Raw genomic sequence first — 18576 nt, forward strand, 5'->3', positions numbered from 1 at the left:
GCGGAACGGCTTCCGCTGCGACGGAGCGGTTCTCAGTCGCGCGCCAGCCGCTTGGGGCGCAGAAAAGTGAAGCCCGGCGCGAGGCCGGGCTTCGATGGCGTGCGGGAGAGAGAGAGAGAGTCACACGCCAGTTACACGCACTAACGACAGAGCGTTTCTTACCAGGTGAAGCGCGGGCCGACGAACCACTCGCGGTCGCCCGCCTTGGCCAGCTTCACTTCGCCACTCAGGCCCCAGTTCTGGTTGAACTTGGCGGTGGCACCGACGCGGCCGTAGAACTCGCCGTCCGGGTTGTAGCCGTGCTTCTTGCTGAAATCTTCGTAGCCGGCCAGCGCGTAGCCTTCCAGGTACGGGTTGAACGCGGTGCGCACGCCCACTTCAGTGGAGTAGCCATTGAAGTCCAGGCCGCGCTTCTCGTCGTACTTCTGATAGGCCACGCGGGCCACCAGGTCGGTGTTCGGTGCGATGCCGTAGTTGTAGCCGACACCCAGGCGCCACTGGTCGACGTCATTCTTGAAGCGGTCGGTTTCCTGCGCGCTGTAGTCGCCGAAGATGTGGAAGTTCGGGTGGACGGCCACCGAGCCCTTCACGCCCCAGCCATCGGCGTCGCCGCCCTTGGCATCGGTGTTCACGTAGCCGCCTTCAACGTAGTTGTACGACAGGCCATCGGCAGCCGATGCAGCGAACGGCAGGGCAGCCAGCAGACCCAGGGCAAGCAGCGAATTCTTGTTCATCGGGACACACCTTTAATTATTTTGGTTTCGTCGACCGCCTCCCGGGAGGGGGAGAGAGGAGAGGCGGTCGACAGGTGTGAATTATCCGTTTGTTGGCGAAATCAGCCCTGAATATTGAACTGACCGGTACATGAATGAAGTTGCTGTTCAGGGAACTCCGGGGCTGGTCGACAGCAGCATGCTGCTGCATGCCAGCGCCACCTACCCGTCATGTCCCTTCAGGCGGCTGACACCTGTCACTGGTTCGGGAAGGCTCCGGCGCGAATAGTACGCGTCACCGCCCGGCGCCACTGCACCGGCACTCACCCAAGGGGACCTGTCATGAGCCTGTTCCAGCAACTCCTTTCGCATACGCCGATCTGGGTCTGGGTGCTGATGGTGTTTCTCATCACCCGAGGCATCGCGGCCATGAAGCCCGGCGAAACCTCGCTGCCCACGCTGGCGATCGTGCCGGCGGTGTTCGCGGCATGGGGGGTGTGGTCCATCAGCCACCGCTACGGCGCATCGTGGTCGGCCTGGGGCGAGTGGCTGGTCGGCATCGGCGCAGGAACGGGCCTGGGTTGGCTGTTGCTGCGCCGGGCGCGTGTGGCCATGAACCGTGCGACGGGACGGCTGTGGCGCAGCGCGGATTACAGCCTGCTGCCGCTGCTGCTGATCACGTTCCTGGTGAAGTATGGCTTCGAAACGGCGCTCGCAGTGTCGCCCGCGCTGAGCGCCAACGCAGGTTTCAGCGCTGCCTACCTGCTGCTGTCCGGTGGATTCACCGGCATCTTCATCGGCCGCTACTGCCGGTATCTGTCGGCGGCTCGCCTTGAGGGGCACAGCCGGATGGGGGCTGCCAGCTGAGGCGGGTGCACCCGGGAGGCGTCGCGCAGTGCCGTCACCCGGTGCCGGCTGCGGTCGTCGCCCCTGCGGCCTGCGCCAGCACTGCCGCTGCAGCGTCGCCCTTGCGCTCGCTGTAGCGATCCACCAGGTAGTCCGCCCGGCCCCGCGTCAACAGAGTGAACTTCACCAGTTCCTCCATGACATCCACCACCCGGTCGTAGTATGGCGAGGGCTTCATTCGTCCGTCCTCATCGAACTCCTGCCAGGCCTTGGCCACCGAAGACTGGTTGGGGATGGTCAGCATGCGCATCCAGCGCCCCAACACCCTCAGGGTGTTGACGGTGTTGAACGATTGGGAGCCGCCACTCACCTGCATCACGGCCAACGTTCTGCCCTGCGTGGGTCGCACGCTGCCGTCCTCCAGCGGCAGCCAGTCGATCTGGTTCTTGAACACGCCGGTGACGGTACCGTGCCGTTCCGGGCTGACCCACACCTGCCCCTCAGACCACTGCGACCACGCGCGCAGCCGCTGCACTTCGGGATGGCTCCTGTCCACGCTGTCCACCATCGGAAGCGCATGTGGATCGAACACCCGGGTTTCGCAGCCCAGATGCTGCAGGAGCCGCTCGGCTTCCAGGGCCAGCTTGCGACTGAATGACTGCGGCCTCAGCGAACCGTAGAGCAGCAGGATGCGGGGAGGTCCCAGATTCCCCGCGGCGAGCAGGCTGGGGTCGGGCCGGGGCAACGAAGCTTCCCTCAGATTCGGCAGCTGGCTACTTGCGATCGTCTCATTCATTCGACTATTCTAGAAATATGGAAACGTCAAATGCAATTACCGCGCTTACCGCGTTGGGCCACGCCACCCGCCTGGCGGCCTTCCGCCTGCTGGTGGAAGCTGGTCCAGCGGGGCGCGTGGCCGGTGACATCGCGGCGGCCCTGCAGGTGCCACCAGCCACACTCAGCTTCCACCTGAAGGAGCTGGTACAGGCCGGGCTGGTGGAAAGCGAGAGCCAGGGCCGCAATGTCTGTTACCGCGCCAACTTCGCCGCCATGACCGGCTTGATCGAGTACCTCACGCACAACTGCTGCGCGGGTTCGCCGAGCGATGAGTGCACTCCCGCTGCACCGGCGTGCAAGTGCTGAAGCCACACCCGACCTCCTGCCATCACAACGACTGCACCATGACACGCAACGTCCTGTTCCTCTGTACCGGCAACAGCGCCCGCAGCATCCTTGCCGAAGCCACGCTGCGAGCCTGGGGCGCCGAACGTTTCAATGCATTCAGCGCAGGCAGCCACCCCACCGGCCAGGTCAACCCATTCGCGCTCGCACAACTGCAGGCCGAAGGAATCACCATCGATGGGCTACGCAGCAAATCGTGGGATGAGTTCGTGGATGCTGCGCCCATGGATCTGGTGATCACCGTGTGCGATTCGGCCGCGGCAGACGCCTGCCCGGTGGTGTTTGGCGACTTCATTCGCAGCCACTGGGGCCAGCCGGATCCCGCCGCAGTTGCAGGCAGCGATGCCGAGAAAGCAGCCGCATTTGCGCGCGCGCATGCCATCGTAAAATCGCGGCTGCGTGCGTTGATCGATCTGCCCGGATCGTTGTGGTCCGACCGCGAGGCAATGCAGAACGCGCTGGATCAGATCGGCCGGTTGCAGCCGACCGACAGCACACCGTGACGGTACCCGCGCGCATGCGTCTGTTCGAGCGCTACCTCACCCTGTGGGTCGCGCTGTGCATCGCGGCCGGTACCCTGCTGGGACACCTCCTGCCCGGCGCCTTTGCGGCACTGGCGTCCGCCGAAGTGGCCAAGGTCAACCTGCCGGTCGCGGCACTGATCTGGCTGATGATCATCCCGATGCTGCTGAAGGTCGACTACGGCGCAATGCGCCAGTTGCAGCAGCACTGGAAAGGCATCGGCGTAACGTTGTTCATCAACTGGGCGGTCAAGCCCTTTTCGATGGCACTGCTGGGCTGGGTATTCCTGCGTCACCTCTTCGCGGAATGGCTGCCAGCCGGCCAGATCGACAGCTATATCGCCGGCCTGATCCTGCTGGCAGCCGCGCCCTGCACCGCGATGGTGTTCGTGTGGAGCAACCTGTGCCGCGGCGATGCGAACTTCACGTTGAGCCAGGTCGCGCTGAACGACGCGATCATGGTGGTGGCCTATGCGCCGGTGGTCGCATTGCTGCTCGGCATGTCCGCGATCACTGTTCCGTGGGACACCCTGCTGCTGTCAGTGGGTTTGTACATCGTTGCACCTGTCGGTGTTGCCACCCTGCTGCGGCGCTGGATGCTTTCGCGCAGCGGCGAGGCCGGTCTGCAGCTGGCGCTGACCCGACTCGGCCCGGTTTCGCTGTCGGCCCTTCTACTGACACTGGTGCTGCTGTTCGGCTTTCAAGGTCAGCAGATCGTCGAGCAGCCGCTGGTCATCGCGCTGATCGCCGTGCCCATCCTGATCCAGGTCTATTTCACTTCGGGCCTGGCCTATCTGCTCAACCGTCGTCTGGGCGTCGCCCATTGCGTGGCCGGCCCGTCGGCGCTGATCGGCGCGAGCAACTTCTTCGAGCTGGCGGTCGCCACCGCCGTCGGGCTCTTCGGTGTGCATTCGGGCGCCGCACTGGCCACCGTTGTCGGTGTGCTGATCGAGGTGCCGGTGATGTTGTCGGTCGTTCGTATCGTGAACCGTACTGAAGGCTGGTACGAGAGGCAGGGTGCGGGTGACCGCGGGCAGTCGTAGAGGGGCGATGCCTGCTTCTGGCCCGCGCTGTCGCAATCGTCCAGGTTTCGCGGCACCCCGAAGCACTCAACCACGACTCGTGTCGCAAATTCCCCGAATGCGTGAGGCCCTTGCGCCATCAACGTCTGCGACTACTTAACCGTGTGCGAGGATGCTGAAAGCGTCGAGCATCGTGGGTTGAATACAACTCGGCTCATTGGCGTTGCGCAGTGACACAGGTACAGATGCGGTGCCACCCCAAAAGGTGGCCGGGCATCGAAAACCCGTGGAGTTGCTTGATTACGGTTGCCAGCCGGTGTCACCTCGTGTGGTGCCGGCTGGCAACGCGTCCGCCGGCCATGGCGGGCGGAGCGTGGAGGCCTTGTGCCTGCCGGCCTAGCAACCTCCCGGTTTTCGAGCCACGTCTCCGCCCGCCACCTTTATCCGTGGCGGCTACCGTCTGTCCTGCACGGAGCCTCATCAATGACCACACCCGAGTTTCCCCCTCCGCATTCCGACAGCGCGCCGGCCAACGATGCCGATGCGACCCCCCAACAGTCCCCGTCCGACCCCAACACCTTCATCGCCACGCTGAAACGGATCGGCAGCGGCGCAGCCGCCGATGGCCTGCCCTGGCCGGAACGCCATCCGCTGCCTGGCCGTCAGCTGGCGCTGGCCGATGCCGACTGCGCGCACGCCGGCCTGCGGGTGGCGCTGGAGATGCTGCTGGCCGCCGAGCGTGTCCGGCAGAACGGGCCGGAGGAGCAGTACGTGGGCGATCGCGTGATGGAAGGACTGGTGATGGCCTGCCTGTCACTGTCAGTGCAGGCCGGCACCTTGCTGCGTCCGGGCTGACAGGGAGGTTTCGCGCACCCTCGGCCGCGCGATCCGGGGCCGGCCCGTGTGGTTATTCTTGCGGCCAGGCTTCTGCCACCGCCCGGGACTCTTCGCATGCGCCGACCCTTCCATGCCGCGATCCTTCTTGCCACCGTGCTGCTGGCCGGTCCTGCCCTCGCGCAGCACGCCAGCAGCGCACCGCCGCCCGCTGGACGCCTGCCCGACGTGGCACTGCCTGCGGCACTGGATCGCGTGCTGCGCGACTACGAGCGGGCGTGGAGCGCGGGCGATGGCAAGGCACTGGCGGCGCTGTTCGCCGAAGACGGATTCATCCTGCAAAGCCACCAGCCGCCGGTGCGCGGGCGCGACGCGATCGCGGCCGCCTACGCCGGACAGGGTGGAAGCCCGCTGCGCCTGCGTGCGCTGGCGTACGCGGTGGACAGGAGCACGGCCTACATCATTGGTGCCTACACGTTTGGCGCCAACGTCGGCGATACCGGAAAGTTCACGCTGACGCTGAAGCGCGCGGGCGATGGACCCTGGCTGATCTTCTCGGACATGGACAACGGCAACGCGCCGCCACGGGCGCGGTGATCGGGCGTTGCAGTGGATCCACGCCATGCGTGGATATGCTGCACGCGTGATGCCAAGCAAGCTTGGCACCCACCAAAGTCTGTCTCCGGTCCGGCACCCGCATGGGTACTCCCTGATGAAAAAACCCCGGCGCATGGCCGGGGTTTTCGGTTACTTGAACAGCGTGTCCGGATATTCCGGTTTCTGTTCGCGCGCCAGCAATGCGCGCAGGCCCTCTGCCGGGGTCTGCTCGCCGTGCAGTACGGCGCGTACGCCATCGGAGATCGGCAGGTCGATGCCGTGTCGGCGTGCCTGACGCATCACCTCATCGGCCGTCTGCACCGATTCAACCACCTGCCCGATCTCGCGCACGGCATCCTGCAGCGTCTGCCCGCGGCCCAGGGCCAGGCCCAGGCGGCGGTTGCGCGACAGGTCGCCGGTGCAGGTCAGCACCAGATCGCCCAGGCCCGCCAGACCCATCAGGGTTTCCGGCTTGGCACCGATCGCCGCGGCCAGCCGCAGCATCTCGTTGAGGCCGCGGGTGATCAGGCCGGCACGGGCGTTGAGGCCCAGCTGCATGCCATCGGCAACGCCGGTGGCCACGGCCAGCACGTTCTTCATCGCGCCCCCCAGCTCGGCACCGACCATGTCGTCGCCGGTGTAGGCACGGAACGCCGGGCCATGCATCGCTTCGGCCACGGTCTGCGCGAACGACGGCACGTCGCCGTGCACGGTGATCGCGGTGGGCAGGCCCTGGGTGACTTCCTTGGCGAACGACGGCCCGGTGACGACAGCCAGCGGCACGTCCTCGCCGAGGATCTCGCGCGCGACTTCATGCAGGAAACGGCCGGAGCCGGGCTCGAAACCCTTGGTCGCCCAGGCCACGCCGGCACCGGCCGGACGCAGCGGCGCCAGCGCGCGCACGGTCTCATTGAACGCGTGCGACGGGGTCACCACCAGGATCCAGGCGGCACCGTGCACCGCCGACGCCAGGTCGGTGGTGGCATGCAGGCTGCCCGGCAGCGGAATGCCCGGCAGATAGCGCGGATTCTCGTGGCGCTGGTCGATGGCCTCGACCACGGCGGCATCACGCCCCCACAGCACGGTCGGATGACCGTGCCGGGCGAGCAGGCTGGCCAGCGCGGTTCCCCAGGAACCGGCGCCCAGCACGGCGATCTTGTCAGCGGTAGTGCTCATCCGTGACGTCGCGACGGATTCAGGCGTTGCCGGCCGGCTCGGAGTCAGCCAGCGACGGTGCGTCGCCCTGCTCCTGGCGCTGGCGCAGGGTTTCTGCGTACAGGCCTTCGAAGTTGATCGGCTGCAGGAAGAACGGCGGGAAGCCGCCGGCCTGGATCAGATCGCTGACCAGCTGGCGCACGTACGGGAACAGGATGTTCGGGCACTGGGTGCCGAGCAGCACGTCGATCGACTGCGGGTCCAGGCCGACCAGGCCGAACACGCCGGCCTGCTTCACTTCGGCCACGTAGGCGGTGCGCTCACCGGCCTGGCAGGTCAGGGTGACGGCCAGCACGACTTCGAACGCGTTCTCACCCAGGCGCTGCACCTGCTGGTTCAGATTCAGCTGCAGCTCCGGCTGCACCTGGTCATTGAAGATGGTCGGTGCGTTCGGCGACTCGAAGGAGACGTCCTTGACGTAGATCTTCTCGACGGTGAAAGCGGGGCCGGTAGCGGCATCGACCGGCGCAGCGGCGCCGTTGGTGATCTCTTCGGACATTTCCAGTAACTCCAGGTGAATGCAATGAAAACTAGGGTCGAATTACTGCGATGGGGGCGGCATCAGGCCCATACAAGGCCGGATCCGCCACCTGCGGCAATCAGTTGCGGCCCTTGACCAGCGGCAGTTCGGCCTGCTGCCAGGCGGGAATGCCGCCCTCGAGCACGAAGACCTTTTCGAAACCGGCCTTCTTCAGCGCCTTGGCGGCGGTTTCCGATGCGTTGCCGTTGCGGCACACCAGAACCACCGGCGCCTGCTTGGCGCTGGCCACGAGCTTGTGCTCCGGGCCGAACGCGCTGGCCTGCGCATTGCGGCTGCCGGCGATGTGCCCCTTTTCGAAGTCACCGCTGGCGGACAGGTCCACCACCACCGTGCCGCCCGCATTCATCAGCTGGGTCAGTTCGGCGGGCTTGATGCCCTTGAAGCCCCGGAACAGGCGGCGGATTTCGGTGACGATGAGGGCCACGGTCAGGCCGACCAGGGCCGCGGACAGCATCGGGTTTCGGCCTGCAAAGGCCAGCAACTCTTCGTAATTCACTCAGGTCACGGGTCGATAAGCGGGCGCCGATTGTCGCACAAGCCGGACGCGGCCCGTCACTGCCCCTGCCACAGATCCGGCAGGCCACCGGCCTGCCACCAGCGCTTGGCCTCGGCATCCCAGCGCCACCGCTCGGTCACCACCACGGTGCGCTCGGCCTGGGTGTTCTGGTTGATGACGCCGATTTCCACCCGGCGCTCGACCTGGCCATCGGGCAGCGAGGCGCTGCTGCGCTCGCGGTAGGAGGACACCCGCAGCTGTGCATAACGGTTGAGCTCGAACTCGGTGGGCGGCTTTTCCTTGCGCAGCACCGGATCCAGGTAGCCGATGGCGTCGTCCATGCTGCCCCAGCGGATCGTCGCCCCGTAGGCGATCTGGGTCTCTTCCAGCATCTTGCGCTGCTTGCGGCTCAGCTCGTCGGCACCGGCCATGGCGCTGACCAGCAGCAGGGAACACAACAGGATCTGGATGAGGCGGCGCATCAGGGGTTTCCGCAGGGCGTCAGCCTGCCATCCTACCCTTTGGCGAAGGCAACGAAGCGACCGCTGAACTCGGCAGCGGCCCGGCCGTCGGCGGCCGGCTGGGTAGCGATGATGCTGATGCGGGCCTTGCGACGCTGGCGGAAGGTGGCCAGGAAAGTGTCCCAGGCACCGCTTTCGGCCGCCTCGGCCTGCGCGTGCAGGTCTTCGTAGACCGGTGCCAGGTAGCGCAGGTTGCTGTCGGCCACGTAGACCTCGGCGTCGTGGCCGGCCAGGCGCAGGCGCAGGCTGACCAGCGCCCAGCCGGACAGGGTCAGCACCGAGGCCAGGCTGCCGCCGAAGGCGTTGCCCTTGTCGTTGACGTTCGCCGTCAGCGGCGCGGTGATGCGCAGCACGCCATCGGCATAGCCGTCCAGGCGGATCTGCATGGCACGGACCGCAGGCATGCAGTCCAGCACCTCCTGCAGGGAGGCCAACGAGGAGCTCAGGGCATCAACGGACATCGGAGCAGCAACCACGACAACGGCGGGCCCGCATAATGCAGGCAATGGATGACCATACGATACCCACTGGCAGCGCGTGCCGCGGCGCGGGCTGGACGCTGATCTCGCTGCGTCCGCAGGGCCAGCATGCGGCGCTGCGCCGCGCCGTTGCTGGGCTCGGCGGGCAGCTGGTGGCGCTGTCGCCGTGGCGGCTGCAACGCTTGCAGGGCCCTGCCGTGGTGCGCCAGCTGCAACGCGCGCTGAACTGCGATCGGGTGGTGTTCACCAGCCCCGCAGCCGTCACGGCGGCTGCCGCGCTGCTGCCGCTGCGCCCGGCGCAGCACAGCCCGTGGCTGACGGTTGGCGAGGGCACCACACGCGCGTTGCAGGCGCACGGCATCAGCGAGGTCCACGCGCCGCAGCGGATGGACAGCGAGGGGCTGCTGGCCCTGCCGGTACTGGCGGCGGTACAGGGCCTGCGGATCGGGCTGGTCACCGCGCCCGGTGGCCGGGGCCTGATTGCCGCCCGGCTGCAGGCGGCGGGTGCCAGCATCGAACGTGCCGATGTCTATCGGCGCCAACCACTGCGCCTGTCGCCTCGCGCCCTGTCACGGCTGGGAGAGTGTTCTGCGCCCTGGCTGATGGCGGTCAGCAGCGGTGAAGCCCTGCAACGTGTGTGGGAGCAGCTGTCGCCGCAGTGGCAGCAGCGGCTGCAGGCCCATGCCACCGCACTGGTCGCCAGCGAACGGCTGGGCGTGCAGGCGCAGGCGCTGGGCCTGCGGGTGGTGCGCAGCGCGGGGCCGACCACCCCGCAGTTGATCGCCGCTGCACACACCACGCTCACCGGGCCGGCAGCGACCTGAACAGGGACGTGGGTCACGCTTGCCGCTGTCGTCGGCAACAGGGATGCTGTGCCTGACGCTGCCTGCCGGAACCCTTCCGGCGACGCCGCCGACAAGGAAGCCTGATGAACGACACCGCCCCCGTTTCCCCACCCCGCCGCTCCCTGCGCTGGCTGCTGCTGCCGCTGGCGGTGGTGGCCGTGCTCGGTGGAGGGGGCTATGCCGGTTGGCGTTTCTGGCAGCAGCAACAGCATGAGCAGGAAGCACAGTCGCGGACGATGGCGGTGCAGTTGCAGGGCCTGGAGGCCACGCTGGATGCGCTGCGTCGCGACCAGCGCGCAACCAGCCAACGCCTGCAGGACGCGGCCGCAACCAACCGTGTGCTGCGCGACGAGATGCTGGGCCTGTCGCAGCGCAGCGCGCTGCTGGAGGAAAACCTCGCCAAGCTCGCCGACAGCGCCAACCAGGGCCGGCAGGCCGTGCAGCGCGACGAGGCCGAACTGCTGCTGACCCAGGCCGCACAGCGCTTGAACTACGCCGACGATGTCGAAGGTGCCCGCCGTCTTTATGCACAGGCCGCGACCGCGCTGGCCGCGCTGCCCGACAGCGAGGGCCTGAACCTGCGCCAGGCGCTGGTACAGGAGCGCGATGCCCTCGATGCGTTGGGTGCCGGACCCCGCGTTCAGGCGCTGCAGCGACTGGATGCGTTGGCCGGCGCCCTGCAGGGGCTGCCGACCCAGGTGGCCAGTACGCCGGCCGGCGACCAGACGCGACCGTGGTGGCAGGCCGCTTTGGCGCCCTTCGTCGATATCAGCCCGAGCCGCCAGAACGGTCCGCTGACCGCCGCCGAACGGCGCAACGCCGACGATGCACTGCAACTGGAACTGACCCTGGCCCGGGCGGCGATCGAGCGCGGCGACCGTGCCGGCCGTGACGCCGCGCTGTCGCGCGTGGAGCAGTGGGCACAGCGGCGCTGGCCGGATTCACCGGCCCTGCGCGCGCAGCGTGCTGAACTGCAGGCCTTGCGCGAGCTTCCCTTGCAGACCAGCAACACCGCCCTAGGCAGCACCCTGCAACAGCTGCGCACCCAGACCGACCGGAGGCTACCCGAATGAAACCCCTGCAATCCCTGGTCGTGCTGTTGCTGGCCGTGGCCATTGGTGTGGTCGCCGCGCAATGGCTCGGCACCGACGATCTCAACCGCTACGGCGAAGTGATTCTGCGCTATGGCGGCTACGACTATCACAGCAATCTGCCGAAGGTGGCGCTGCTGACGGTGATTGCAGTGCTGGTGCTGTGGCTGCTGTGGAGCCTGATCGCCGCACCGTTCCGTGCGTGGGGCCGCTACCGCCGCAAGCAGGGCCGGGTGCGCCTGATCGATGGCCTGCAGGCTTACGAGCACGGGCAGTGGCAGCGTGCGGAAAAGCTGCTCGACGGCGCCGCCAAGGATCCGGAAGTGAGCGCGGTGGCGCTGGCCAATGCCGTACGCAGTGCACAGGCACGTGCTGACGCCAGCGCAGGTGAGGCGCTGCTGCAGCGGCTGGGTGAATCCGATGCCACCCTGCAGGCGCTGCTGCGCGCCGAGCAACTGCTGGCGCGCGACCTGCCGGTGGACGCGATCAACGTGCTGGACGTGGCCGCGATCCAGCCGCTTCCGCCGCGTGGCCTGTGGCTGCGCACCGAGGCACTGGCCCGCGCCGGTCGTGCGCACGAAGCGTATGGACAGCTGGGCGCCCTGCGTCAGAGCAAGGTGCTGCCGGCCGAATCCAACAGCGAACTGGAAGCGCGCCTGGCCGCGCAGGCGCTGCTGGAAGCGGCCGACGTCAATGCGTTGGCCGCGCAGTGGGAAGCCACGCCGAAAGCGCTGCGGCCGACCCCCGACGTGGTGGGCGCCTATGCCAGCCGCGCGGTGGCGCTGAACTGGGACGAGCCGGCGCTGCTGGCGCTGGAGCACGCCCTGGACCAGCGTTGGGACGACGAACTGGTGGCCCTGTATGGCCGCCTGCCCGCCGAACGCCTCGCCACCCGCCAGGCCAACCTGCAGCGCTGGCGCAACGTGCATGACGATTCGGCGGCGCTGCGCCTGGCACAGGGCCGCGTCGCCCTGGCCCAGCAGCAATGGGACGCTGCCGATACGTTCCTGCACGAAGCGATCGCCAGCGGCGCCGGTGCCCCGGCCTGGGAAGCGCTGGGTGAGCTGTTCGCCCAGCGGGGTGAACATGCCCTGGCTGCACAGTGCCTGGCCAACGCGCTGCGCCTGCAGCGCGGCGAGGACAGTGTGGCGCTGGTGCGCACGGCAGGGGCCGGTGCCGATGAAGTGCCGCCGCGCGCCACCGTGGAAGATCTGCCGACGGTGCCGCAACCCCCGGTGTACAACGCCAACGAAGAGCGCGACGAGTTCGGCAACCCCCGTCTTCCCTGACCGGTGCAGTGCCGGCGAAGGGTCGGCACCCCACCGGGTCCGCAACGAAAAAGCCGCCCATCCGGGCGGCTTTTTCATGTACAGCCTTCTGCAGCGATCAGCGATCAGCGATCAGCGCTCGACGATCGCCACCACGCCCATGCCGCCTGCCGTGCAGATCGACACCAGCGCGCGGCCGCCGCCGCGTTCGGCCAGCTGCTTTGCGGCCGTGGCGATCACACGCGCACCGGTAGCGGCAAACGGGTGACCGGTAGCCAGCGACGAGCCCAGCAGATTGATCTTGTCCGGATCGATGCGGCCCAGCGGTGCCTCCAGGCCCAGCCGGTTGCGGCAGTAATCCTCGCTCTCCCACGCGCGCAGGGTGCACAGCACCTGTGCGGCAAACGCTTCGTGGATTTCGTAGATGTCGAAGTCCTGCAGGGTCAGGCCGTTGCGCTTGAGCATCTCGGGCACGGCCACGGTCGGTGCCATCAGCAGCCCTTCGCCGTGCACGAAATCGACCGCCGAGACATGCGCATCGCGCAGGTAGGCCTGCGGCTCGTGCCCGTGGGCGCGGGCCCATTCCTCGCTGGCCAGCAGCACCGCCGCGGCACCATCGGTGAGCGGCGTGGAGTTGGCGGCGGTCAGGGTGCCGCGGCCGGACACCTTGTCGAACGCAGGCTTCAGCGTGGCCAGCTTTTCCAGCGAGGTATCCGGGCGCAGGATGTTGTCGCGCTCCACGCCGCGGAACGGCGCGATCAGGTCGTTGAAGAAGCCACGCTCATAGGCGGCGGCCAGCTTCTTGTGCGAGGACACCGCCCACTCGTCCTGCGAGTCACGCGAGATGTTCCATTCCTTGGCCATGTCCTCGCAATGATCGCCCATGCTCTTGCCGGTGCGCGGTTCGGCCACGCCCGGGAACTCGGGCTTGAGTTCGGAGAACTTGAAGCCGGAGGTCAGCGCGCGGATCTTGTCGCCGGTGCTCTTGGCGCGGTTGGCGGCCAGCAGGCGTGCACGCAGCTTCTTGCCGTACACGATCGGCACGTCGGAAGTGGTGTCCGACCCGCCGCCGATGCCCGATTCGATCTGGCCCAGGGCAATCTTGTTGGCGACGGTGATGATGCTGTCCAGCGACGTGCCGCAGGCACGCTGCAGGGTGATGCCCGGGGTGAGCGGCGACAGTCCGGAGGACAGCGTGGCTTCGCGGCCCAGGTTCCAGTCGCTGGAGTGCTTGATCACCGCACCCATCGCCACTTCACCCAGCTGCTGGCCGTGCAGGCCGAAGCGTTCGACCAGCGCACCCAGCGTGCGTACCGACATGCCGAGGTTGCCGACATCCGAATACGCGGTGTTCTGGCGGCAGAACGGAATGCGGACGCCACCGAGAATGGCGACGGGACGAGCGTTGGGCATGGAGATACCTGGCATGGATGAGGGTGTCTGCAACATGGCCTGCACGACAGAGCAGGCATAATGGGGCCAAGTGTAGCTGCCGCCCTGTGATGGGCCAACCGTGGAACCATGAGCAAACCCGACCCCGCGATGAATGCCATTGGCGTGCTGGCCCTGGAACTGGCCGGCGGCGAGATCCCCCGCCAGGCGGTACTCAGCGCAGACCAGGCCGGTGAACTGGCCGAGCGCGTCGGCCGCGACCTGTCCAAGCTGGTACCGGCCGTGGCCGAGCTGGACCTGGTCCTGGCCGCCGCCCATTTCGACCCGGCCGAAGTGCTGCGCCCGGGCTGGCCGATCCATCGCCGTCTGGAAGAACTGCAGATGCGCGCGCCGGGCCGCAACCAGGGCCCGCGGCTGCTGGCCTTCGGCACCGATGCCAATGGCGATGTGCCGCTGCCGTTCCAGGCCGATGCGACGCTGGTGGGTGGCGGCCTGCGTGTGCTGCCGTTCCTGCTGACCGGCAGTGATGTGGCGACCACCCGTGCGGTGGCCGATGCGTTGGAAGAGGTGCTGCTGGCCAATGGCATGGCCCATGCCGATACCGCGCTGATGGCGCAGAACAGTTTCGGTGCCCGCATCGAGCATGCGCGCTATTTCACCGTGAACGACCTGGCCGCGATGATGTCGATGCAGTACGACAACCAGGGCCTGGCCGCGCTGTGGCCGTTGATCGAGACAGCGATCATGGCGCCGGGCGAGGATGAGTGGCTTGAGGCCGCACCGGAGCCGTTGCTGCGCTACAGCCATGGCGAGGCGCGCATGGCGTTGTTCGATCCGGCCGGCTGGTGCGCCCACTACAGTCATGACAGTGGCGACTGCGATCGCCTGCAGGGCATCTATGAGCAGTTCCTGATGCGCCAGCGGCAGATGGCGGCAGTGCTGGAAGCACACGGTGTGCCGGTGCTGTTCGTGCATTGCGAGGCGGGACAGGACGCGCGCGAGTTGCTGGCGCGCTGACAAGGAAACGGCGGCCGCGTGTTGTAGAGCCGAGCCCATGCTCGGCTCAGGCCGCCGGAAGAGCAGCCGAGCGTGGGCTCGGCTCTACAGAAAGGGATGCAAAGAAAAACGCCGGCCTGCGCCGGCGTTTTCCAATCCAGCGGGCCCGGCCTTACGGGGCCTTCTGGATCACTGCGCAGGCCAGGCGCGCACCTGCGTTGCCGGTCGGCTGGCTGGTGTAGTCATCCGGATCGGCGTGGACGATCAGGCCACGGCCGATGATGTCGAAATCATCGCCCTTGCCGATGTTCACGTTGCTCGACACCGGGCCATCGATGGTGGCCACGCCCTTGTCGTCGGCCTTGATGTTGGGCATGTCGCCACCGTGGTGCGGATCACTGGCCACGCTGCCATGGTCCTGCTTGCCCGGGTTGAAATGACCGCCGGCGCTGGTGCCGTCCGGCGCACTGCAGTCGCCCTTCTCGTGGATGTGGAAACCGTGTTCGCTGCCGGGCTTCAGGCCACTGATCTGGCCCGTGACGTGCACTTTGCCGTCAACCCGCTTGAAGGTGACGCTGCCCTTGGTCTCGTTGCCCTGGGTGGGTGCCAGCTCGGCCGTGGCCGAGGCATCGGCGGTGGACGCCGGTTCTGCAGCGGGCGCCGGTTCGGTGGTTGCGCTCTCGGCCGGCGCGGCCGGCGGCGTCTCGGTCTGCGGGGTGTCGGCCGGCTTGCCGCAGGCCGCCAGGCCCAGGGCGGCGATGGCCGCGAACAGCGAAGTATGGATCAGACGCATGGATGCTCTCCTTGGAAGATGGCCGGCGGCGATCAGCGCGTCACGCGGATCACGCCGCAGGCGATGCGAACGCCGGCATTGCCGGCAGGCTGGCTGCGATAGTCATCGGCATTGGCATGCACGACCAATGCGCGTCCTGCGATATCGGTGGCGGCGCCTCCGCCCAGAGTAACGCCCTTGAGGTGGATGTCGACGTTGGCGCGGCCCTGGGCATCGGCACGCAGGTTGTCGATGTCGCCCAGGTGATGCGTGCCGGCACCGGCGCGACCGTGCGCGACGCCGCCGGGATTGAAGTGATTGCCCGCACTGCTGGCATCCACAGCGCTGCAATCACCACGCTCGTGGATATGGAAGCCTGCCTGCTGCATCGGCTGCAGGCCACCGACCAGGCCGGTGATATGTACGCCTGCCGGTTCGACCTTCAGCACCAGCCGGCCACTGACGATGCTGGCCGACGCCGGGGCCAGATTCGCCTCGGCCTGCTGTGCGGTACTGGTCACGACCGGCGGCGGTGGCGTGGGCTGCGGCTTCGGCGTACTGCCACACGCGGACAGCAGCGCGGCGGCGGACAGCGGAAGAAGGGCAGGTAACAGGCGCATCGAAGACTCCTTGCAGGTGACACTACGGACGGCATCGTCCATGAGGGATCAACGGTTCGGCAAGCGGATGCGAGGATCGCGTGCAGGGACCGTTCAATGGGGGCCGCGGCGGCGGCCTGCGCCCAGCTTGCGGGTCAGCGTGTTGCGGCCCAGGCCCAGCCGCGCCGCTGCTTCCGCGCGGCGACCGTGGGTGATCTGCAGGGCAGCGTCCAGCAGCGCGTGATCGACACGCTCGCGCACCTGCGCATGCAGCCCTTCCACGCCCTCCGCCAGTTGCCGCCGCGCCCACTCCGACAGCAGCGCCTCCCACTGCCCCGGGTCGGTGCCGCCGGTGCTGCTGCGCCGGGTGCGTGCCCGGTTGAGCGCGGTATCCACGTCGGCCACGCCGATGGTGTCGGCAGCAGCCAGTGCGGCCATCCGCCAGCACACGTTCTCCAGTTCGCGCACATTGCCCGGCCAGTCGTGCTCGCGCAGCGCCTGCAAGGCAGCGGCGGTCAAGCGCTTGGTCGGCGTATCCAGCCGGCGTGCGGCCGCCGCCAGGAAGGTGGTGGCCAGCTGCGCGATGTCCTCGCGGCGCTCACGCAGCGGCGGCAGCTGCAGGCGCACCACGTCCAGGCGATGCAGCAGGTCGGCGCGGAACAGCCCCTGCGCCACCCGTCCTTCCAGGTCCTGGTGGGTCGCTGCGATCACGCGCACATCGACACGGATCAGTTCACGACCGCCGACACGGAAGAACTCGCCCTGCGCCAGCACGCGCAGCAGGCGCGTCTGCAGCGGCAGGGGCATGTCGCCGATTTCATCGAGGAACAGGGTGCCACCGTCGGCCTGCTCGAAGCGGCCGATGTGCCGGCGCTGTGCGCCGGTGAATGCGCCGGCTTCATGGCCGAACAGTTCACTCTCCAGCAGCTCGGCGGGAATGGCGGCGGTGTTCAATGCCACGAACGGGCCCTGCGCACGCGGCGATTCGCGGTGCAGCGCGTTGGCCACCAGCTCCTTGCCGGTGCCGGTTTCACCGGTGATGAGTACCGCCAGCGGCGCCTGCGCGAGCCGGCCGATGGCGCGGAACAGCGCGCGCATCGGCGGCGTATCGCCAACCAGCTGCGGCGACGGGTCGGCGGAGGCCTCCGTGGCCGGTACCGGCGCGGCCAGTGCCGGCGCGACCGCCGGCAGCACGCGCTGGGCCAGCGCCACGGCATCATCCAGATCGAACGGCTTGGACAGGAATTCGTGCGCGCCGCCGCGGAAGGCGCCCGCCGTGCTGGCGACATCGGTGTAGGCCGACATCACCACCACCGGCAGCTGTGGCAAGGCAGCCTTGAGCTTGTCGAGCAGCACCAGGCCGTCATCGCCGGGCATGCGCACATCGGTGAACAGCAGTGCCGGCGGAGACCCCTCGGCCAGCGCCTGCAGGGCGGCGGCGGCGCTGTCGAAATCATCGACCCGGTAGCCCGCCTCGCGCAGCGCGGTGCACAGCACGAAGCGCACGGCGCGGTCATCGTCGACCACCCAGATCCGCTGGGGTGAAGCGGACGCGTCAGACATCGCGCGGGGCCTCCTCGGCCGGAACGGTGCCGCTGCCGATCGGCAGCAGCAGGGTGAATACGGTATGGCCGGGCCGCGAGCGGTAGGTCAGCGTGCCGCGATGCTCGCGCGCGACCTGCTGGGCCAGCGCCAGGCCCAGGCCGGTGCCTTCAGCGCGACCACTGACCAGGGGCAGGAACAGGTGTTCGGCCAGCTCCTCGGGTACGCCACGACCGTCGTCGGCGATCTCCAGCCGCAGCGCCAGCGTATGCAGCCGCTCGGCAACCCGCGCACCATGCTCCACGCGCGTGCGCAGGGTGATGGTGCCCGCGCCGGCCTGGATCGCATTGCGCACCAGGTTCCACACTGCCTGGGTAAGGCGGTCGGCGTCGCCATCCAGCTCGGGAATGCTGGGGTCGTAGTCGCGTTGCAGGCGCACCGCCCAGCCCGCTTCGTTCTCGGCCAGGCGCAGCACGCGCTCCAGTGCTGCATGAATGTTCAAGGCGGCATGCGGTGCGGCCGGCGCCGGCGACAGCAGCTGGTCAAGCAACCCGTTGAGGCGTTCGATCTCCGAACCGATCAGTTCGATCAGTTCGCGCTCGCTGGCATCGCGCTGTGCGGCACGGCGCGCCAGCAGCTGCGCCGCGCCTTTCAGGCCAGCCAGCGGGTTGCGCAGTTCGTGGGCCAGGCCCTTCAGCGCCGCGCTGAGTGCGCTCGGCAAGGCCTGGGTGGGGTCAAGCCCGGGGAACTCATCGACCGGATGCGCCTCCAGCAGCCAGCCGCCATCATCACGGCGGCTCATCCAGCCTTCGGCGAAGCGGGGTGCCTCTCCCGGTACCGCAAGTGCCAGCCGGTGCAGGCGCAGGCTGTCACGCTCGTCGCGGGCCAGGAAGTGGGCCAGCGCCTCTCCCTGCACCTCCAGCGCCGCCAGGGGCTGGCCCAGCAGGCGACGGCCGCTGACGCCCAGCCAGCGGCCGAAGGCCGGATTGCAGCCGGTGATGCGGCCGTCGGCAGCGGCCCAGGCCAAGGGGGTACCCAGGGCATCGAGGGACGGTGGCGGCGCGGGGTCGGACATTGCACCAATGTAGTGCAAAAGCGTGGCAG

Annotated in this window: 22 protein-coding genes; 10 read left to right on the plus strand and 12 right to left on the minus strand. The window is 68.0% G+C overall.

Annotated elements, in window-relative coordinates; translation table 11 throughout:
* Positions 1-158: 158 nt before the first annotated feature.
* Positions 159-734, minus strand: coding sequence for an OmpO family porin (locus ACX9OW_RS16060; protein WP_065174160.1), 576 nt, complete (start codon positions 732-734; stop codon positions 159-161).
* A 321-nt stretch (positions 735-1055) separates the two neighbouring features.
* Here ACX9OW_RS16060 and ACX9OW_RS16065 point away from each other — a divergent pair, with 321 nt between their 5' ends.
* A complete protein-coding gene (locus tag ACX9OW_RS16065; protein WP_277381276.1) occupies positions 1056-1580 on the plus strand; it encodes a DUF6622 family protein in 525 nt (174 codons plus the stop codon).
* Between the two features lie 34 nt (positions 1581-1614).
* On the opposite strand, the gene arsH is transcribed toward ACX9OW_RS16065, so the two are convergent.
* Positions 1615-2355, minus strand: a complete 741-nt coding sequence (gene arsH / locus ACX9OW_RS16070; protein WP_065174158.1) for an arsenical resistance protein ArsH — start codon at positions 2353-2355, stop codon at positions 1615-1617.
* A 17-nt stretch (positions 2356-2372) separates the two neighbouring features.
* Between arsH and ACX9OW_RS16075 the strand changes: the two genes are divergently transcribed.
* The 5 genes from ACX9OW_RS16075 to ACX9OW_RS16095 all read left to right on the plus strand — a co-directional run bounded on the left by ACX9OW_RS16075 (position 2373) and on the right by ACX9OW_RS16095 (position 5715).
* Positions 2373-2702, plus strand: a complete 330-nt coding sequence (locus tag ACX9OW_RS16075; protein WP_065174157.1) for an ArsR/SmtB family transcription factor — start codon at positions 2373-2375, stop codon at positions 2700-2702.
* A gap of 38 nt (positions 2703-2740) precedes the next feature.
* On the plus strand, positions 2741-3244 hold the full coding sequence (locus ACX9OW_RS16080) for an arsenate reductase ArsC (protein WP_459062549.1): 504 nt from the start codon (positions 2741-2743) through the stop codon (positions 3242-3244).
* A gap of 14 nt (positions 3245-3258) precedes the next feature.
* Entirely contained in the window at positions 3259-4305 is a 1047-nt protein-coding gene (arsB, locus tag ACX9OW_RS16085; protein WP_459062550.1) for an ACR3 family arsenite efflux transporter, read from the plus strand.
* Between the two features lie 462 nt (positions 4306-4767).
* Entirely contained in the window at positions 4768-5139 is a 372-nt protein-coding gene (locus ACX9OW_RS16090; RefSeq protein ID WP_065174145.1) for a hypothetical protein, read from the plus strand.
* 96 nt (positions 5140-5235) lie between these two features.
* Positions 5236-5715 (plus strand): YybH family protein, encoded by a 480-nt coding sequence (locus ACX9OW_RS16095; RefSeq protein ID WP_459062551.1) that lies wholly within the window; start codon positions 5236-5238, stop codon positions 5713-5715.
* A gap of 150 nt (positions 5716-5865) precedes the next feature.
* On the opposite strand, the gene ACX9OW_RS16100 is transcribed toward ACX9OW_RS16095, so the two are convergent.
* The 5 genes from ACX9OW_RS16100 to ACX9OW_RS16120 form a co-directional block, all read right to left on the minus strand.
* A complete protein-coding gene (locus ACX9OW_RS16100; RefSeq protein WP_459062552.1) occupies positions 5866-6891 on the minus strand; it encodes an NAD(P)H-dependent glycerol-3-phosphate dehydrogenase in 1026 nt (341 codons plus the stop codon).
* Between the two features lie 19 nt (positions 6892-6910).
* On the minus strand, positions 6911-7429 hold the full coding sequence (gene secB, locus ACX9OW_RS16105) for a protein-export chaperone SecB (RefSeq protein ID WP_004153553.1): 519 nt from the start codon (positions 7427-7429) through the stop codon (positions 6911-6913).
* A gap of 100 nt (positions 7430-7529) precedes the next feature.
* Complete coding sequence (locus ACX9OW_RS16110; protein ID WP_053518043.1) at positions 7530-7967, minus strand: rhodanese-like domain-containing protein; 438 nt, start codon at positions 7965-7967, stop codon at positions 7530-7532.
* 56 nt (positions 7968-8023) lie between these two features.
* Positions 8024-8449, minus strand: a complete 426-nt coding sequence (locus ACX9OW_RS16115; protein WP_053518045.1) for a hypothetical protein — start codon at positions 8447-8449, stop codon at positions 8024-8026.
* Between the two features lie 32 nt (positions 8450-8481).
* Positions 8482-8949, minus strand: coding sequence for a YiiD C-terminal domain-containing protein (locus tag ACX9OW_RS16120; protein WP_053518047.1), 468 nt, complete (start codon positions 8947-8949; stop codon positions 8482-8484).
* A gap of 35 nt (positions 8950-8984) precedes the next feature.
* Between ACX9OW_RS16120 and ACX9OW_RS16125 the strand changes: the two genes are divergently transcribed.
* From ACX9OW_RS16125 to ACX9OW_RS16135, 3 genes are all read left to right on the plus strand, one after another.
* Positions 8985-9791: a uroporphyrinogen-III synthase gene (locus ACX9OW_RS16125; protein ID WP_053518049.1), complete on the plus strand. Its 807-nt coding sequence runs from the start codon at positions 8985-8987 to the stop codon at positions 9789-9791.
* Between the two features lie 104 nt (positions 9792-9895).
* Positions 9896-10885 carry a uroporphyrinogen-III C-methyltransferase gene (locus ACX9OW_RS16130; protein WP_263176802.1) on the plus strand — a complete coding sequence of 330 codons (990 nt, stop codon included), beginning with the start codon at positions 9896-9898 and terminating at the stop codon, positions 10883-10885.
* Positions 10882-12192, plus strand: coding sequence for a heme biosynthesis HemY N-terminal domain-containing protein (locus tag ACX9OW_RS16135; protein ID WP_053518053.1), 1311 nt, complete (start codon positions 10882-10884; stop codon positions 12190-12192). Before ACX9OW_RS16130 ends, ACX9OW_RS16135 begins: the two co-directional genes overlap by 4 nt.
* 111 nt (positions 12193-12303) lie before the next feature.
* On the opposite strand, the gene ACX9OW_RS16140 is transcribed toward ACX9OW_RS16135, so the two are convergent.
* Entirely contained in the window at positions 12304-13599 is a 1296-nt protein-coding gene (locus ACX9OW_RS16140) for an acetyl-CoA C-acetyltransferase (RefSeq protein ID WP_111186508.1), read from the minus strand.
* Positions 13600-13692: 93 nt separating this feature from the next.
* Between ACX9OW_RS16140 and ACX9OW_RS16145 the strand changes: the two genes are divergently transcribed.
* Positions 13693-14580: a hypothetical protein gene (locus ACX9OW_RS16145; RefSeq protein ID WP_459062553.1), complete on the plus strand. Its 888-nt coding sequence runs from the start codon at positions 13693-13695 to the stop codon at positions 14578-14580.
* Positions 14581-14731: 151 nt separating this feature from the next.
* On the opposite strand, the gene ACX9OW_RS16150 is transcribed toward ACX9OW_RS16145, so the two are convergent.
* The 4 genes from ACX9OW_RS16150 to ACX9OW_RS16165 form a co-directional block, all read right to left on the minus strand.
* Positions 14732-15352: a superoxide dismutase family protein gene (locus ACX9OW_RS16150; protein WP_065174141.1), complete on the minus strand. Its 621-nt coding sequence runs from the start codon at positions 15350-15352 to the stop codon at positions 14732-14734.
* A 32-nt stretch (positions 15353-15384) separates the two neighbouring features.
* The gene (locus ACX9OW_RS16155) at positions 15385-15951 is read right to left on the minus strand and encodes a superoxide dismutase family protein (RefSeq protein ID WP_053518061.1); all 567 of its coding nucleotides are present in this window, start codon (positions 15949-15951) and stop codon (positions 15385-15387) included.
* 93 nt (positions 15952-16044) lie between these two features.
* Positions 16045-17493 carry a nitrogen regulation protein NR(I) gene (gene ntrC / locus ACX9OW_RS16160; RefSeq protein WP_253118356.1) on the minus strand — a complete coding sequence of 483 codons (1449 nt, stop codon included), beginning with the start codon at positions 17491-17493 and terminating at the stop codon, positions 16045-16047.
* A complete protein-coding gene (locus tag ACX9OW_RS16165; RefSeq protein ID WP_053518064.1) occupies positions 17486-18547 on the minus strand; it encodes a two-component system sensor histidine kinase NtrB in 1062 nt (353 codons plus the stop codon). The genes ntrC and ACX9OW_RS16165 overlap by 8 nt, the downstream gene beginning before the upstream one ends.
* Positions 18548-18576 lie beyond the last annotated feature (29 nt).

It is taken from the genome of Stenotrophomonas genospecies 5 (assembly GCF_054473825.1).

Coding starts and splice junctions, on each gene's coding strand:
- ACX9OW_RS16060 (WP_065174160.1), bottom strand. CDS start 734: ATGAACAAGAATTCGCTGCTTGCCCTGGGTCTGCTGGCTGCCCTGCCG.
- ACX9OW_RS16065 (WP_277381276.1), top strand. CDS start 1,056: ATGAGCCTGTTCCAGCAACTCCTTTCGCATACGCCGATCTGGGTCTGG.
- arsH (WP_065174158.1), bottom strand. CDS start 2,355: ATGAATGAGACGATCGCAAGTAGCCAGCTGCCGAATCTGAGGGAAGCT.
- ACX9OW_RS16075 (WP_065174157.1), top strand. CDS start 2,373: ATGGAAACGTCAAATGCAATTACCGCGCTTACCGCGTTGGGCCACGCC.
- ACX9OW_RS16080 (WP_459062549.1), top strand. CDS start 2,741: ATGACACGCAACGTCCTGTTCCTCTGTACCGGCAACAGCGCCCGCAGC.
- arsB (WP_459062550.1), top strand. CDS start 3,259: ATGCGTCTGTTCGAGCGCTACCTCACCCTGTGGGTCGCGCTGTGCATC.
- ACX9OW_RS16090 (WP_065174145.1), top strand. CDS start 4,768: ATGACCACACCCGAGTTTCCCCCTCCGCATTCCGACAGCGCGCCGGCC.
- ACX9OW_RS16095 (WP_459062551.1), top strand. CDS start 5,236: ATGCGCCGACCCTTCCATGCCGCGATCCTTCTTGCCACCGTGCTGCTG.
- ACX9OW_RS16100 (WP_459062552.1), bottom strand. CDS start 6,891: ATGAGCACTACCGCTGACAAGATCGCCGTGCTGGGCGCCGGTTCCTGG.
- secB (WP_004153553.1), bottom strand. CDS start 7,429: ATGTCCGAAGAGATCACCAACGGCGCCGCTGCGCCGGTCGATGCCGCT.
- ACX9OW_RS16115 (WP_053518045.1), bottom strand. CDS start 8,449: ATGCGCCGCCTCATCCAGATCCTGTTGTGTTCCCTGCTGCTGGTCAGC.
- ACX9OW_RS16120 (WP_053518047.1), bottom strand. CDS start 8,949: ATGTCCGTTGATGCCCTGAGCTCCTCGTTGGCCTCCCTGCAGGAGGTG.
- ACX9OW_RS16125 (WP_053518049.1), top strand. CDS start 8,985: ATGCAGGCAATGGATGACCATACGATACCCACTGGCAGCGCGTGCCGC.
- ACX9OW_RS16130 (WP_263176802.1), top strand. CDS start 9,896: ATGAACGACACCGCCCCCGTTTCCCCACCCCGCCGCTCCCTGCGCTGG.
- ACX9OW_RS16135 (WP_053518053.1), top strand. CDS start 10,882: ATGAAACCCCTGCAATCCCTGGTCGTGCTGTTGCTGGCCGTGGCCATT.
- ACX9OW_RS16140 (WP_111186508.1), bottom strand. CDS start 13,599: ATGCCAGGTATCTCCATGCCCAACGCTCGTCCCGTCGCCATTCTCGGT.
- ACX9OW_RS16145 (WP_459062553.1), top strand. CDS start 13,693: ATGAGCAAACCCGACCCCGCGATGAATGCCATTGGCGTGCTGGCCCTG.
- ACX9OW_RS16150 (WP_065174141.1), bottom strand. CDS start 15,352: ATGCGTCTGATCCATACTTCGCTGTTCGCGGCCATCGCCGCCCTGGGC.
- ACX9OW_RS16155 (WP_053518061.1), bottom strand. CDS start 15,951: ATGCGCCTGTTACCTGCCCTTCTTCCGCTGTCCGCCGCCGCGCTGCTG.
- ntrC (WP_253118356.1), bottom strand. CDS start 17,493: ATGTCTGACGCGTCCGCTTCACCCCAGCGGATCTGGGTGGTCGACGAT.
- ACX9OW_RS16165 (WP_053518064.1), bottom strand. CDS start 18,547: ATGTCCGACCCCGCGCCGCCACCGTCCCTCGATGCCCTGGGTACCCCC.